15 protein-coding genes are annotated in these 15171 nt (G+C 69.0%); 9 read left to right on the forward strand and 6 right to left on the reverse strand.

Features of this window, described 5'->3' with window-relative positions; all coding sequences use genetic code 11:
* Positions 1–136 precede the first annotated feature (136 nt).
* From ligA to E6W39_RS38600, 3 genes are all read right to left on the reverse strand, one after another.
* Entirely contained in the window at positions 137–1873 is a 1737-nt protein-coding gene (gene ligA / locus E6W39_RS38595) for an NAD-dependent DNA ligase LigA (RefSeq protein WP_267286728.1), read from the reverse strand.
* Between the two features lie 464 nt (positions 1874–2337).
* The gene (locus E6W39_RS40180; protein ID WP_181799656.1) at positions 2338–2493 is read right to left on the reverse strand and encodes a hypothetical protein; all 156 of its coding nucleotides are present in this window, start codon (positions 2491–2493) and stop codon (positions 2338–2340) included.
* Positions 2490–2999: an HIT family protein gene (locus E6W39_RS38600; protein WP_181799657.1), complete on the reverse strand. Its 510-nt coding sequence runs from the start codon at positions 2997–2999 to the stop codon at positions 2490–2492. Before E6W39_RS38600 ends, E6W39_RS40180 begins: the two co-directional genes overlap by 4 nt.
* Before the next feature lie 303 nt (positions 3000–3302).
* Between E6W39_RS38600 and E6W39_RS38605 the strand changes: the two genes are divergently transcribed.
* The 9 genes from E6W39_RS38605 (at position 3303) to E6W39_RS38645 (ending at position 10967) form a co-directional block, all read left to right on the forward strand.
* On the forward strand, positions 3303–3971 hold the full coding sequence (locus E6W39_RS38605; RefSeq protein WP_228718586.1) for a YdcF family protein: 669 nt from the start codon (positions 3303–3305) through the stop codon (positions 3969–3971).
* A complete protein-coding gene (locus E6W39_RS38610) occupies positions 3928–4713 on the forward strand; it encodes a WbqC family protein (RefSeq protein ID WP_228718587.1) in 786 nt (261 codons plus the stop codon). Before E6W39_RS38605 ends, E6W39_RS38610 begins: the two co-directional genes overlap by 44 nt.
* A 79-nt stretch (positions 4714–4792) precedes the next feature.
* Positions 4793–5230 (forward strand): AAA family ATPase, encoded by a 438-nt coding sequence (locus E6W39_RS42465; RefSeq protein ID WP_228718588.1) that lies wholly within the window; start codon positions 4793–4795, stop codon positions 5228–5230.
* 813 nt (positions 5231–6043) lie between these two features.
* Positions 6044–6415, forward strand: a complete 372-nt coding sequence (locus tag E6W39_RS38620; RefSeq protein ID WP_141637429.1) for a hypothetical protein — start codon at positions 6044–6046, stop codon at positions 6413–6415.
* A gap of 101 nt (positions 6416–6516) precedes the next feature.
* Positions 6517–6732: a hypothetical protein gene (locus tag E6W39_RS38625; RefSeq protein WP_141637430.1), complete on the forward strand. Its 216-nt coding sequence runs from the start codon at positions 6517–6519 to the stop codon at positions 6730–6732.
* A complete protein-coding gene (locus E6W39_RS38630) occupies positions 6722–6913 on the forward strand; it encodes a hypothetical protein (RefSeq protein ID WP_141637431.1) in 192 nt (63 codons plus the stop codon). The genes E6W39_RS38625 and E6W39_RS38630 overlap by 11 nt, the downstream gene beginning before the upstream one ends.
* A gap of 1252 nt (positions 6914–8165) precedes the next feature.
* A complete protein-coding gene (locus E6W39_RS38635; protein ID WP_141637432.1) occupies positions 8166–9797 on the forward strand; it encodes a hypothetical protein in 1632 nt (543 codons plus the stop codon).
* Between the two features lie 245 nt (positions 9798–10042).
* A complete protein-coding gene (locus E6W39_RS38640; protein WP_141637433.1) occupies positions 10043–10366 on the forward strand; it encodes a hypothetical protein in 324 nt (107 codons plus the stop codon).
* Between the two features lie 250 nt (positions 10367–10616).
* Positions 10617–10967: a hypothetical protein gene (locus E6W39_RS38645; protein WP_141637434.1), complete on the forward strand. Its 351-nt coding sequence runs from the start codon at positions 10617–10619 to the stop codon at positions 10965–10967.
* A gap of 354 nt (positions 10968–11321) precedes the next feature.
* Here E6W39_RS38645 and E6W39_RS38650 read toward each other — a convergent pair whose 3' ends face one another.
* From E6W39_RS38650 to E6W39_RS38660, 3 genes are all read right to left on the reverse strand, one after another.
* Positions 11322–11993 carry a class I SAM-dependent methyltransferase gene (locus E6W39_RS38650; protein ID WP_228718783.1) on the reverse strand — a complete coding sequence of 224 codons (672 nt, stop codon included), beginning with the start codon at positions 11991–11993 and terminating at the stop codon, positions 11322–11324.
* Between the two features lie 142 nt (positions 11994–12135).
* Positions 12136–14232 carry an HAD-IIB family hydrolase gene (locus E6W39_RS38655; RefSeq protein WP_141637435.1) on the reverse strand — a complete coding sequence of 699 codons (2097 nt, stop codon included), beginning with the start codon at positions 14230–14232 and terminating at the stop codon, positions 12136–12138.
* 38 nt (positions 14233–14270) lie between these two features.
* Positions 14271–15128: a carbohydrate kinase family protein gene (locus E6W39_RS38660; RefSeq protein ID WP_228718589.1), complete on the reverse strand. Its 858-nt coding sequence runs from the start codon at positions 15126–15128 to the stop codon at positions 14271–14273.
* Between the last annotated feature and the right edge of the window lie 43 nt (positions 15129–15171).

A 15171-nucleotide genomic window follows, 5' to 3' on the forward strand; every position in this document is an offset into this window, starting at 1 on the left:
TAGGTCCTCAACAACAAACGAGCGACTAGCGATGACGTTACGTCGTTTACGTCGTTGAAGTGCCTTGGATGCCCGTTGATAACTCCGGACCCCGCCCCGCCGGCCGTGGCGCTTCATTGCTTAGTGAATGCGCCGCTTACGTCAGATGCGCAGCGAGGCGCTGAGCGAGTTCCTCCGGTGGGAAGGGTTCGATGCCCAGGGTCTGGGCCTTGTCGAACTTGCTGCCGGCGTTCTCTCCGGCGACGACGAGGTGGGTGCGGGCGGAGACGCTGGATGAGGCACGGCCCCCTGCCCTGGTGATCAGTTCGGTCATCTCGGTGCGGGAGCGGTCCGCGAGAGGTCCCGTCATCGCGCCGGTGACGACCACGGTCATCCCGGCCAAGGGCAGCTCGCTCCCCGACTTCTGGGCGGTCGTCTCCGCGTCGGCTTGGGCATCTTCGGGAGCGCTTGGGACGAAGTCGGGTTGGTCCATGTTCACGCCTGCGGCGACGAGTTTGTCGATGAGTGGGGCGAAGTCGGCCAGTTCTGCCACGATCACCGGGGCCTTCTCACCGCCGATGCCGTCGACCTGTTCCAGGGCGACGGCATCGGCGTCTCGGATGGCCTGCATGGAGCCGAAGTACGCAGCGATGCGCAGGGACATGGAGCGGCCGGTGCCGAGGACGCCGAGTGCGCAGAAGACGCGGTTGAGGGGTTTGGTCTTGGCGGCTCCGATGGCTGCCATGAGGTTGTCGACGCTCTTTGCTCCCATACGTTCCAGGGTGAGCAGCTGGTCGCGGGTGAGGGTGAACAGGTCGGCGAAGTCCTCGATCAGTCCCTTGTCGACGAGTTGCACGATGATCTTCTCGCCTAGGCCGTCGACGTCGAGCGCGTCGCGGGTGACGGCGTACCGGATCGCCTCTGTCCGGCCGCAGGCGCGGCCCCGCTCGCAACGCCAGCGCTCCTGACTGCGGTCGATGCCAGCACCACAGCGCGGGCACACTTCGGGGAAGGCGATGGGCTCCTCACCGCCGGTGCGGAGGCCCGCGACCGCGCCTTCGACGCGGGGGATGACTTCGCCGGCCCGGTAGACGATGACGTGGTCTCCGAGCATCAGGCCGCGGCGGGCGATGTCAGCCGGGTTGTGCAGGGTGGCATAAGTGATGGTGGTGCCGGCGACGTCCACCGGGTCGAGGACAGCGCGCGGGGCGATCACCCCGGTGCGGCCCACGCTCCACTCGACAGCGCGCAGCACGGTGATCTTCTGGGCGGCAGGAAACTTGAAGGCGGTGGCCCAGTGCGGCGTGCGGGAGCCCATCCCGGCCCGGATCTGATCGGCGGGGCTGTCGGCCTTGATCACGGCCCCGTCGAGTTCGAAGTCGAGATCCGCGCGCAGCGCGCCGATCTCGCGTACCCGGTCCACGACTTGGTCCAGGGTTGCGCAGGCCATGGTGGCGACTGGGGTGTCGGCCGTGGTCCCCAGCCCGAGGGCGGCCAGACGGGCGATGAGCTGGATGTGGGTGAGCCCGGCGAGAGTGCGGTCGTTGGTGTGCGCGGGGTCGGTCAGTGCGGCGTAGGCCAGGAAGGTCTGCCCGATCCGGTAGGCCCGGTCCTTGGCGCGCAGTGAACCTGAGGAGGCGTTGCGGCGGTTGGCGAAGGCCGTGGCCCCGTGCGCAGTCCTCAGCTCGTTCGCGGCGGCGAACTGGGCCTCGGTCATGAGGACTTCGCCCCGCAGCTCGATCGTGACCGGTTCGGTCAGGGGCAGGCCCGTGATGTCCCCGATGGCGTGGGACACGTCCTCCCCGGTTGTCCCGTCGCCCCGGGTGACCAGTTGAACCAGCCGGCCGTCGCGGTAGCGGGCGGCCAGGGCGACGCCGTCGAGCTTGGGCTCCACGGCCCAGCGGTGCCAGTGGCGAGGGCGCCGGCGACCGTCTGGCTCGTGATCACGGGCGGGCAGGCGCTGGGCTCCAGCCCGTGGCTGTCGAACGCTCGCCACACGTCTTCGAGCAGGGTGTCCCCGGTGACGCGCAGGTGCTCGCCCCGCACCTCCCTGGAACCCCGGCCCGGGAGGTCGAGGAGGATGCCGCGCGTCCCGTCCGGGCACTGCAGCTGGGCGGGGTAGGTGAACCTGGACCCGAGGACGCGCACTGGTCTTTCCTCGCGCGTCAGCATCGACTCCAGCTGTTCCAGGGACGTGATGCGGGTCCAGCCGCCCTGGGTGGCGATGGTGACGTTGCCACCCCAGTTGGTGAGAGTCATGGGAGATGTCCTCACTGGTCTTGCGCCAGGGACGGCGGGTATCCGTCTCCCCCTGGTGCTGGAGTGCCTGTGCTTGAACTCGCCGCCGGTCCCTACGAGTTAGAAGCTGTGCGTCAGGTCGGGGTCGCGGTCGTCGGTGAGCTTGCGGACGGCCGTGTCCAGCGTGCTGACGATGCTGTCGGGGACGGCCTGCTTGAGGAGCAGGTAGCCCTGTTCGGTGAACTGGGCGACGGCGTCGTCCGGTGAAGTCGTCACGATTGGCTGCTTTCTGCTTCGGCCTTGGGCGGCAGCGGGTTGTTGAGGGCCGTGCGCAGGCGCTGTGCGACCTCCTCCTTGCGGGCCGGATCGGCCAGTCGAGGGAAGACGACGATCGAATCGCCGTCGTAGCGCGGCACGACGTGGATGTGGAAGTGGAAGACGGTCTGATGAGCGGCCTGGCCGGTCGCGTGAACCAAGTTGATGCCGGACGCGCCGCAGGAGTCCTGCAGAGAGTTCGCCACCTGCTTCGCAGCCGCCATGACGTGCTGGAACGACTCTTCCGGAATGTCGAACAGGTCCCGGCAGTGCTGCTTGGGAACGACGAGGACGTGCCCGTAGGTCGCCGGGAGGTGGTCCAGGAAGCACAAGGTGTCTGCTGTCTCGGCGATGACGTGGGCGTCCACCTCGCCGCGGACGATGCCGCAGAAGACGCAGGAGGACTCCGTGTTGGCGACCGGATCCTGTGCCGCGTATCGAGACAGCCACTGGGGGTCGAAGGTCAAGGACATGACGTATGGGGCTTTTCTCTAGGGGCGCCGCCCAGGAGCTGGAGGGCCAGTCGGGCATGGCGACATGGCCCGTGGGCGATCGATGCGTCGGGGCGGTGCCGGATGGTGGGCTGGCCGGCGGCCGAGCCGCCGACCGGCCCGTCATCGAGCAGAGGACAGGTGCCCGGCGGCTCCCTCAGGAGCTGGTTCTGGCCGGGTACCAGTTCAGCCTCAGCCACCAACTCCGCGCCATCGAGGGCATCAGGACCTCTTTCCGGGGGCTGCTCAGCCCCCGGCCACGGTGACCAGGGAGAGCGCGTGACGCACGACGACAAGCCCGGCCTGACCGACCAGCAGCGCAAGGCGGCCCAGCTGATCTGGGACTACCACCAGATGCACCACCAGCTCCGGCCCTGCGACGCGGCCATCGCCCTCGGAAGCCACGACCTGGGCGTGCCCGCCTACAGCGCCGAGCTGTTCCGCGCCGGCCTCTGCCCAACCCTGGTCTTCTCCGGCGGTCCGAACCCCACCGCCCCCGACCGCTTCCCGCGCGGCGAGGCGATCCACTTCCGCGAGCACGCCCTTGACCTCGGCGTACCGACCGACGCGATCCTCATCGAGCCGAACGCCACCAACACCGGCCAGAACATCACCCTGTCGCGCCAGGTCATGGCCGATGCCGGCATCCGGCCCGGCACGCTGATGCTGATCGCAATGCCGTACATGGAACGACGCGCCTTCGCCACCGCCCGCCAGGTCTGGCCCGAGGTCGAGATTGTCTGTGCTTCCCAGCCGATCGACTTCGACGACTACCTCAAGGGCATGGGAGACGAACGCAAGGTCGCCGAGATGCTCGTCGGAGACCTGCAGCGGGTGATCGAGTATCCGAAGCTCGGCTTCGCCGTCGAGCAGGAAGTCCCGAAGGACGTGCATGACGCCTACGATGCCCTTATCCGCGACGGCTTCACCAGCCGCCTCCTCAACTGACCCTCTCCCCTGGCGGGGTGGGGTCTGCGCGATCCACCAGCCCAACTTCCTGCCCCGGCTCAGCACGCTGGCCAAGATCTTCGCGGCGGACTACTGGATCGTCCTTGACGACGTCCAGTTCGCCCGCCGCGACTACCAGCACCGTGCCCGCATTGCCCCACTCGACCGCCCCGACCAGCAGCACTGGCTGAGCCTGGCCACCCATCTCCCCAACGGCCGCGCCACCTTGATCCGTGATGCCCGGCTGATCGACCCACAGCGCAGCCGCAGCCAGACCGCACAGGCAGTCCGCCACTGCTACCGGCGCAGCCGTCACTGGCGGCACGTCAGTGACGTCCTCGAACACGTACTTACTGCGTTCACCAACTCAGAGCGCACCTGGATCGTGGCTGAGGACTCCACCAGGGCCCTCCTAGCCCTACTGGGTTGGCCCGGGCGGATCATCCGCAGCAGTCAGCTCCCGGCACGCCGCGAACGCTCGCAGCGGCTCGCCGACCTCGCAACAGTGACGGGAGCGACCACGTACCTCTGCGGCCCAGGCGGACTCCGGTACCTCGATCACGGTCCGTTCGATGCTGCCAAGGTGCCGGTGGAGCCGTTCCTCACGCCTTCGGACGGCCTCTGGAGCAACAGTCGCCGACTGTCGGCGCTGCACACGCTCTCTGCGCTGGGGGCGGCCGGCTTCGCGGACGCGCTCGCCGAGACTGCCCGGCGACCGCCATGCCGAGATGGGGAATCATGAAGTAGGCGCGGGTTAGGTCGGGCTCGGGCTGGAACAACCAAGTCGGGCACCCGACAGCCCGCTGGGAAAGAAGCTGGCCTTGAAGACTGCACCGCTTGCCGTCCTGCTGGTCGGCATCACCGGCTCCGGCAAGACCGTGCTCGCCCAGGCTCTCGCAGAACGCGGCCCGATTCGCCTGTCCGTGGACGAGGAAGTCCACCGCCTCCACGGTCGCTACGGCGTCGACTACCCGGAGCACGAGTACTTCGAGCGTGAACGCCCACGCCTCCCGGTCGGAGCGGCGCCACAGGCCGTGGTCGAGGACGACATCGCCAATGCGCTCACCGTCACCCCCGAAGCGTTGAACGACTTCTTCGCGCGGTTCGAGGCTCCGATCGAGAATGAGGACGCCGTCCTCTACGACGGCGATCCCGAGGCGATTGTCCGAGTGGTTGATCGGTTGCTGTCAGAGCTCTCGAGCGAGCGACCTGAGTCCTCAGGGTCAACGCTGAACGACGTTGACCCCGAGGGAACTTGAGCTCAGCTCCACGTGGTGCCGGCAAGCAGGCCGTCGTCAGCAAGTGCTCACATGGCGGTGTCGAAGTCGTCCCACTCGTGTTCGGGGGCGGTGAAGTGCAGGTCGAAGCAGGGGCGGGTGAGGTCGGGCGCGTGCCACTCGGCTTCCGTGGCAAGTCCGAGCGTGTTGCTCCGGTAGCTACGCCCTACTTCGGTGCCCGGAAGCCGCCAATCTTCTGCTCGAGCAGTTCGGCCAGCCGCAGCGGGGTGCGCAACTCGACGCCACCGGCCCCAGCGAAGGAGACCACAACCTAGACCAGAGACGACGCCGGCCCCGACCGCTGACGCGGTTGGGGCCTTCGAGCTGCCCTGGCGGGCAGGTGGCGGGCCAACTGCTGCGGAGGTCGAGATCGCGAAACGACGAAGGCCCGGACCACTGGTGCGGTCCGGGCCCTCTGCCGGCGGAGGATACGAGATTCAGACTCGTGAGGGGTTGCCCCCAACACGCTTTCCAACTGTTCGTCTGGCTGTCCGGGGAGATCCGTATGGGTCCCGACCTGCGGCGATGTGATTCGTTGACCGGATCCTGAACGGCGCTGAACAGGGGTGAACGCAACCAGAACTGCAACCACGGCGGGCCGCGCACTGCGACGGGGAGGCTGTCTCACGCTCTATGTCACGCCTGGGAGTCTCTTCGCGCCGAACGGCGAGCAGGGTGGGCGCTGAAGTCACTCATGCAGCCCGGGCTGGCGCCAGAGGCGTTCGGGGCCACTGTGGGACGGGATGGCTGTACGTTGCTGCTGTACTTCAGAGCGCGAACAAGGGGTGGGACGCGATGGACGAACGTATTGTCGCGATGATGGCAGCGATGAGGTCGGGTGAAGCCGACAGGCTGGTGCATGCCGTACGACGCATGGTGGATGCCAACCCCGAGATATCGGGACGTGAGGTGCTTCTTCAGCTCGAAGCGCTGGCCCAGCAGACTCAGGAACAGGCGAACGAGGCGATCGTGGCGAGCGAACCTGATAGGGACACATGCGCCAAGTGCGGGCAACCTATCGAGACCGACTCCCGCGACCGGTCACGCTGGATCCACAGTTCCGATCGCAGTCGAGGCTGCCGGGCGGCCACCTTCACCGTTGAGGACGGCTGGAATGACGAGATCCCCCGGTCATGGATGGCTACTCCACGCAAGCGGCGGCTCTAACCCATTCCTCTCGGCGTGCCGTTGTGTCCTGCCACGCTGTCGGTGACCTCCCCTAAGGTCCTGCATCGTCAAGTTGAGCTGGTTTCTGCGAGGGGTAGTCGGTGCTGCAGGAGAACGAACAGGTCGCTCGAGTGGCCAGGGTCCGGCAGCTCGCGGAGGTCGGCGATGTGGCCGGCCTGGACAGGATCCTGTACCAGCTGAGTTTCGACATCGACGGCGACTGGACGTTCGACGGCGGCCAACTGATCGGTCTACTGCGGGAGATGCCCGTCTCCACGCGAGTCCTGTTGTTGCGGAGCATGACCGATGGCCTTTGAGGAGACGGCCGTTCACTGGCCGAGTCGCTGCCGTGGTCTGGCCACGTTGATCACCTTGGTGGCGCACGGCCTCTCCGCTGAGCAGCTGGCTGCCTGGCGCGAGCCCGTGATGGCCCGGGCGGCGGGTGAGATGACGTTGTGCGAGGGTTGGCGGCTGACCAGCCTCGTCGAGGTCGAGTAGGCGGAGGGGCGGGCACTGCCTGATCTGGTGGTTGCCACTGTCCGCAGAACCGCGCTCACCTCCGAGACGCCCGGCGACCTCCGCACCCTTGCCGCGAGCATTGTGGAACCCGTACTCAACCCTGGTGAGCCCTGGGCCGATCGCGCGATCGCGGATGTGACGGGAGCTGAACCCGGGTGGCACGCACTGGTCGCCCACGCGCTGACCAGCTCCGGATCCCGCCCCACAGGGAAGTGGCAGCGCATCGGACGCGAACTGCTGGCCGATGTTGGTCCTGACCACGCTCGTAGGGCGATCACCTCCTGGCTCGCCCTGGCCGGTGAGGCCCGCAGCGTGCCGGTGAACTCCCACCATCGCATGGGTGTCGCCGAGTATGAACCGGACCCCTTCAACTTCCGGGCCCTGCAGGGACTCGCGGCGATGTTGGCCCTCACGCCGCCCCACCCGCACTCCGCGGACGCCCTGGGTCAGTCGGTCGAAGCCGCCCTGATCCGCCTCCCTGGCATCGGCTGGCGGTCCCCCAAAACCGCCAGCGCCGCCGTCTATGCCCTGACCGAGATTGGGGACAAGGATGCCTACACCGAGCTCAGAACCCGGGGAAGTACGGTGACGCCAGCGATTGGTAGCCGAGGTCCCGTACAGCGGAGGGGTTCGGCCTTGGGCCATTGCGCCAGTTCATGGCCGAGCTCCTCGCCAGCCAGAACCCTCGTGTGCCTTGAACAGGGTGCTCCAGCTGTAGAGGCCGCGAGCCCGCCCGAGGTCCGAGAGGCTATTGCTCCTGCTCTCGGGACGTGAGATGGACCGGCCATAAGTGGCCGGTCCATTGCCTGGCTTCTCGGGAGTCTGATCTGCAGCGTGGGCAGCAGGCGCCGGTCCCGGTATCCATCGTGCTGGCCCGGCGGACTTGGTCGTCCCACCACGCGCAGCGGCCAGCCCGCCCGGAGCCGGTAGGCCAACGACGACCAACCTTGGAGGGCTGACATGTTCGACGAGTTACCGAGGACGGAAACGGGGGCTGAGGCCCGGATCGCGGACGCTTTCCTTGATGGTGTGCCCTCGGTAGGTGTGCCCTGGGGTGACCTGTGCCGACCGAGGTGAACAACTGGCGCTGTCGGAGAGTCGGTTGGAGTTCTGGAGCATTGGTTGTTGTTTCCTCGGTTCCCTTCCGGGCCAAGAGGACGGGCGCCATACTGTCTACTGAAACTCGCTCACAAACCTTTCCTGGTTGGGCAGTTCGAGCGTCGGGGGATGCATGACCACCTACAGCAGGTTTGTTTCGCTGTCGTCGGCCACCGAGCCGCAGCACACCCGCAGCGAGGCCACCCGCCTGCTCTGCGCGGGGGTCTACTTCGACGGGGAGTTCCGTCAGCGCGTCATCGAGCAGTTGGTGGAGCACGAGGAGCGGCCGGTGGCTCCCTCGCTCGGGATCGACGCTTTGCAGGTACTCGCACACGCAATTCGGTCCCGCCGCCAGGAGGCGCAGGCCGCGCTGTACCTCCTGGTGATCTGGGCGGGGTTCATCGTGTTCGGGCTGTTCGGGATCGGCTCGGAGGAGGTGCTGCTGCCCGTCCCCTGGTTCGCCGCCTACATGGTGGTCTGCGTGATGTCGTGGGCGGCGCAAGGCGGCCCGATCGCGATCTTCGTTCTCGGCCGTTCGGTCATCAAGGAGGCCACTCGCGGCAGGCTGAAGAGAGTGCTGCCGCTGGTGCCGTTCCTGGTGACGGTGGCCTACTGGGCGCTTGCCGTCTTCGCGCTGTTCAGGGGCGCCGACGCCTGGGCGGCGCTGGTGTTCCCCGCGCTGCTGGTGCTGCCCGTGCAGGCGTACCGCGCGCAAGTGGTGTCCGTGATGCGCCGCAGCCTCAGTCGGACCGCCCACGCCACGGAACCCCGTGCGAAGTTGCCGGACAGTGCCCAGTACCAACGCATCGGTGCGGCCATCGACCGGGAGCAGCACGCCGGCATGGTGATCTACGACCCGTTCAAGCCGTTCGTCGGCGCCGGTGAACCGTACAAGCCCTGGTCGGTCGTCACGGAGCTGCGGAGCAAGGCGGGGCAGCCCCCGCAGCCCGAGGCGCTCACCGCTCGTGAGGTCATCGACCTCATCAGGCCTCGTCTCGAAGCCCTGGCCACGTCGGCCGCGGCCACCAGTCGCGACCGCCTGCGCTCGATCGAGATCGACGAAGTGGTCTACATGCCGGTCGGCCTGTCCCGGAGCCAGCTCGAGTTCCAGCCCGCCCAGATCCGACAGCAGGTCAACGGCGCCGTCGGTGAAGGCGGCGAGGCGCGCCGGCACTTCCTGCGCATCCGGGTCGGAGCATGGGACGAGCGGATCGGTCTTTCCCTCCTGGTCCGTGTGCACACGCAGGGCGGGATGCTGGTACTGGAGGTCGTCCCGCACGTACTCGCCCCGGTCCGGCACGAGTTCAGCTCCGTGGACGTGGTCGCGGCACGTGGCACCGGTGGTCTGCTGCGCCAGGCCGTGTCCGGCCTGTTCGTCAGCCCGGCGGCGAACCCCGCTGCCGGGGTCTCGCTGATCCTCACCACGGTCTCGCTCCTTCGGGTCTGGCTGACCATGCCGCACCGGGCTCCGCTCGACGCTCCCGCCGCGTCGGTGCGGGAGTTGGGCAGCGTGAGTGACCTGTCGTTGTTCCAGGAGATGGACATCAGCCGGTACGTGCGGACGCTGCAGGACCGGATCGCCAGCGGGGTGGAGGACGCCCTGCGTCAGAAGGGCTACGAGACCGGCGAGTTCCAGCAGTACATCATCAACGTGAGCGGGGGCGGGGTGTTCATCGGAGGGATGAGCGGAGGCGCGGTCGCCATGGGCAAGTGGGCCTCGGCACGTCACGTGAGTGCCACGGAGATGAAGGGGAACATGCCATGACGTCGGCTTCCCGTGATGAGGAGAACGCGGAGGGGACAGATCCGGCGACGGTCGGCCCGCCACCTCCGCAGGGGGCGGCAGGCGGCATCAGCATCGGTGTGCTGACCGGCGGAGCCGTGGCTGCTGGGGCATCGGCTCGTGCTGAGGACCGGTCGCACCGCACCGGCGGGCCGGTGGAACCGCCGGCCGGCCACTGGCCGCCCGTGCCGCCTCCGGCTGCTTCCGGCGGCATCAGTGTCTCCGTGATGACCGGTGGTGCGGTGGCTTCGGGGCCGGGGGCCCAGGCACTCGACAACTCGGTCCAACGGATCGAAGCGTCCTCCGAGCTGCTGGCCGCCGTGCGAGTCCTTCGCGGGCAACTGCGCCTGGCGGGCCCCGGCGAGGAGACGTCGGCGCTCGATGCTCAGCTCGACGAGGCTGAGGAGGAGATCGCCACGACGGGTCTGGTGAGGCGGGACCGGCTCCAGCGGCTGCGCGAGCGGCTTGAGCTCGGCGCGAGCACGGTGGCGGGGCTCTCCTCGGCTGCGGCCCTCGTGCAGCAGATCGCCCAGCTGAGCGGGCTGGGGTAGCCGTTGTGGGGCAGTGGGACGAGGACCGCCAGCACTGGACGGAGCCGCTTCGTCCGGACGAGCCGACCCCGGAGGGGCCTTCCTACGGCCGCTGATCGTGGTCATGGTCGGGCTCCTTCTCGCCGCCGGGGCCGGTGTCGGACTGTGGGCGTTGTCGCGCTCCGAGGATCGGCAACCGCCGGTCTCCGTGCCGACCGCGCCGAACGTTCTCCCGCCGGTCCCGACCTTGCCGCCGGAGACGATCACGCCGGTGTCTCCGACCGAGGTGACGGTCACCCCGTCCACTCCTTCGCCGTCGCTGCTGGGCCCGCGCGCGGTGGTGGTGCGGTACTACCAGGACCTGAACTCCAAGGACTACCTCGACGCCTGGAACCTTGGCGGCAGCAACATCGCTCAGGTCTCGTACGACCAGTGGGTCGGCGGCTTCGCCACCACCAAGGAGATTGATGTGGCTGCCTCGGACGACGTCACGGCGCCAGGCACGGTGAACGTCTTCATCGAAGCCGCCCAGACCGACGACACCGTGAAACGGTTCACAGGCACCTACACCGTCACCGATGGGGTGATCACCAGCGCGCACATCACCAGCAGTGATCACTGAAGAGTCGGCCGGACGAACAGCGTCGGGACCATCGGCCAACCACCGGTTACGCCCGACCAATATGCTCGATCCGCCCAATCTGTGCCCGGGAATGCATCAGCCATGCTCGGCAGACGTTCTCAGTCACAGCACTTGGCAGTGGCCTTGGAGCCGGCGGAGGGTGTCACGCGGGTCCGGCGCCGACGCCGCCGAAGCTGTGGCTGGCATTGGTGCCGCTCGCGACGAACCTGTCGTTCGTCGCCCTGGTCGGAGAACTGCAACCAAAACTGCAACCACGCAACGACGTTGGCCCCGACCGCAGGAGCGGTCGGGGCCAACGTTTGCCCAAGTGGGCAAAGGCGGAGGATACGAGATTCAAACTCGTGAGGGGTTGCCCCCAACGCGCTTTCCAAGCGTGTGGATCAGGCGGGCCGTCTCACGGTACGGATGACGGGTGGAGGCGGCCCCACTCCAGTTCGAGGGCTTGCGCGTACTCGGCCTCGCTCGGCTGCCAGTCGTCCCGGTGGTCGTGGAAGATGCGCACCCCTTGCCACGGCAGCGGTACCGGCCACTGGCCTTCGCCCACGCGTCCAGCTGCGCCGCATCGTCGCCACGGGTGCGGAGCCCGAGGTTGCCGATGCTGACGTCGGTACCGGCTTCGATGAGTTCGCGTGCTTGCTGGTACTCGCCTCGCAGGGCCTCGCGGACACCGATGGCCTGCCGGTACTTGGTCAGGACGCTCAGCACGTCACCGGGTGCAACCAGGCCGGCCAGTCGGCTGATCGCCTCGGCCGAGTCGTCCAGGTACATCACCGCGTCGAACACTCCGAGGTCCGTGGGCAGGGTCGCGATGGCCGTCTGCAGGAGACGGACCCGGTCGGCGGTTTCAGGACGCGTCCCGAGTCGCTCGGCGGCGGACGCGAGCATGCCGGCCGACGGGTCGACCCCGGTGACGCGGTGCCCTGCGGAGGTCAGACGGAGCGTCATCTCGGCGTCCCCGCAGCCGAGATCCAGGACGTCGGCCGGGGTCCGTGGCAGCGCGGCCAGGAGGCGGCGAGCGACGGAATCGTGCCGTAGCCGACCGCGTCCGGAGGTGTTGTGGTGCGCGTAGGAGCCGCCTACTTACCGCGCCGAAGTCCGTAGTTGGTGGCGTCATTCGAGAACCGTAGAGAGCAGAGCGGAGCGCTGTTCATAGGATGGTGCGCGCGTTGCGGATGTCGTCGACGATCCGTGCTGCCCAGTCCGCGGGGCGTTGGTGCCCGATGCGCTCGGCGAGGCGGTCCAGGCGGGTGCGGCGCTCGGCGGGGGAGAAGTCGAGGGCTCGGGACAGGACGGTGGTGAGGTCCTCGGAGCAGTTCGGGTCGGTGAGCAGGGCCGCGTCGCCGAGCTGGGCTGCGGCTCCTGCGTGGCGGGAGAGCACCAGGACGCCGGGCGGGTGCGCGCGGCGGCGGGGGAGGGCGGCCTGGGCCGCGATGAACTCCTTTGCGGTGAGGTTCATTCCGTCCTGGAGGGAGGCCACCCAGAGGACGTCGGCGGCGAGGTACTCGTCGATGACCGCCGTGACGGGCAGGTTGTGGGGAACGTACTCCACCGGTTTCCAAGGGCCCTGCTGCCAGGCGTTGTTGACCTGGTTGATGTGCTGTTCGAGGAGGTCGCGGGTGGTGTCGTAGGCGGTGATGCCCGGCTCGGGCGGCGGGCAGATCAGTCGGAAGGTGAGCCGCCCGCGCAGTTCGGGCCGACGGGAGAGCAACCGGGCGACGGCGTCGACCTTCTGGACCGGGGCCTTGGCGTAGTCGAGGCGTTCGACGGAGAGCACCCGCAGGCCGATCGGCGGCGGTGCCAGCGGCGCGCGGTCGCGGGCCAGCGCCTCGATGACGGGCCGGTCGATGCCGAGCGGATGGACCGCGGTGCGCGGGCCGCCCGGGCGGTCGGCCAGGGTGTGCCGGAAGCGGTCGGCGAAGGCGGCGGTGTGGAACCCGGCCCAGTCCAGGCAGGCCAGTGAGGCCTGTATCTCGGTGGCGGCGGGCAGGGTGGCGAAGACCTCCGGGGGCGGGAACGGTGTGTGGTGGAACAGCCCGGTCAGCAGGTCGGGTCGGGTGGCGCGCAGCAGGCCGGGCACCAGCCAGAGGTTGTAGTCGTGGAGCCAGACGGTGGCGCCGGGAGCCGCGTGGGCGCTGATCCGCTCGGCGAAGCGCGCGTTGACCGCACGGTAGTGGGACCAGGTGCGTTCGTCATGGACCGAGCGGTCGGGCGCGGACATCAGCACCGGCCACAGCGTCTCCTTGCAGGCCCGGTGGAAGTAGCCGGTCCACTCGGCGGAGGTGAGCGGCACCAGGGACAGCGGGAGTCCGGCGGGCGGCGGGGTGCGGGTGGAGCCGGCGTGGTTGCCTGCCAGGGCGGCGACCCAGACGCCCGGCAGTCCGTCGGTGAACGCGCTGGTCAGAGTGGGCAGGATGCCGTTGGGGCTGGCGGGCGGACGCCAGTGCGTCCCGGTCCAGCGCAGTGGTGGGCGGTGGTAGCCCACCACGAGCGAGTGCCGCTGCCGGGCGGTGGCGCCGCCGGTGGCGGGCGGCGGCAGCCAGCCCATGGTGCGAAGGGCGGTGAGGATGCCGGCCGCGCCGTACCCCTCCGGTCGATGGACGTGCGGGCTGTCCGCGAGGGCGGTGAGCAGGGCGGCTTCGGCGCCGTTGACGACGACCGCGTGGGTGCCGAGGCGGAACAGCGACAGGTCGTTCAGGGAGTCCCCGGCGACCAGGATCTCCTCCGCTGCCCAGCCCAGCTTGCGCGCGAGCAGCCGCAGGGCGTTGCCCTTGGAGGCGCCCGGGGGCAGGACGTCGAAGAAGCGGGCGGCGGAGTACTCCCAGGTGCAGCCCAGCTCCCGGACGGCGTCGGTGAGTTCGGTAGTGAGCGCGGACGGGGTGAGGTCGTAGGAGCACCGGCCGTCCTGGACCACGCCCTCCTGGTAGCGGAGCGCGGGGAAGCGGCGCAGGGCCGCGCGTACCTGCGCCGCGCCCGGCCAGCCGGTGCGCAGCTGGTCCTGCAGGGGGTCCACCGGCGTGAAGTCGGTGCCGTCGATCACGGTTGCGCCCACGTCCGCGATGATCCACCGCGGTCTCGGGACCAGCGGGTCCCGGAGCAGCTCCCGGACGGAGTCCAGGGCGCGGCCGGTGGCGAAGACCAGCGTCACTTCGGGATGCCGTTCCAGGGCGTCCCGTAACCGGCGCCGGCTGTCCGGGGGACCGCCGAGTAACGTGCCGTCCAGATCGGTGACCAGAATCCTCGACATCCGGTTGACGGTAGCATGACCATCTGCGTTGGTGGGCGCTAATGTGACGGTTCATCAGACATGGCAGACGTCCCGGGTGGCTCGGTGGAACGGCCGAGCCGGCGGTCGAGGTCGTCGGCCCGCAGGGCGGCGCTGGAGCCCGGGCCAGTGGTCGCCGCGGCCCCGCAGACCACCGCGGCCGTGAGGCAGTCCGGCAGGCTCCAGCCCGCGAGGAGGCCGTGCACGAGTCCGGCGTTGAAGCAGTCGCCCGCCCCGGTGGTGTCCACGACCCGGGTGGGAACCGCGGGAACGTCATGGCGCTTGCCGTCCTGGACGGCGGTGGCGCCGTTCGCACCGCGCTTGACCACGAGGACGGGAACCAGCGCGGCGAGTTCCGTGACGGCGTCCTCCACGTCCCCGCTACCCGTCAGACGCACGGCCTCGGCCGCGTTCGGCGTGAAGACGTCCACCTCGGCCATGGTCCGGCGGACCGCCGGGTCGGTCAGGGCCGCGGCGGTGTCGTGGCAGTCCATCACCACCACCGTGCCCAGCTCCCGGGCCACCCGCAGTGCCCCGATCGTCGCTTCGTCGCACCGGAGTTGGGGCAGCACCAGGAACCGGGGCCGATGCCGGCGCAGCAGCAGCGCGAGCGGCGCTGGAGCGACCGGATCCTGGAAGCTGACCATGGACCGCTCGCCGTCCGCCGCCAGCGCAACCGTCAGACTGCGCACCGGGAAGGGGTGATGACGGAACGCCGCCTCGTCCAACCCCTCGTGCCTGGCGGCGGCCAGCACCTGCGCGCTGAACGCGTCCGTACCGAAATCGGTGCTCCACATCACGTCATGCCCCAGCCGGCGCAGCGCCATCGCGGGCGAGTACGCCCCGCCGGGCACCAGCGCGAAGCCCTCGGCGAACACCTCGCCCCCGGGCGCAGCGCATCCGTCAGGCCGTGGAACACCA

Origin of the sequence: Kitasatospora acidiphila (assembly GCF_006636205.1) — a bacterium.
In the GTDB taxonomy this organism is placed as follows: Bacteria; Actinomycetota; Actinomycetes; order Streptomycetales; family Streptomycetaceae; genus Kitasatospora; species Kitasatospora acidiphila.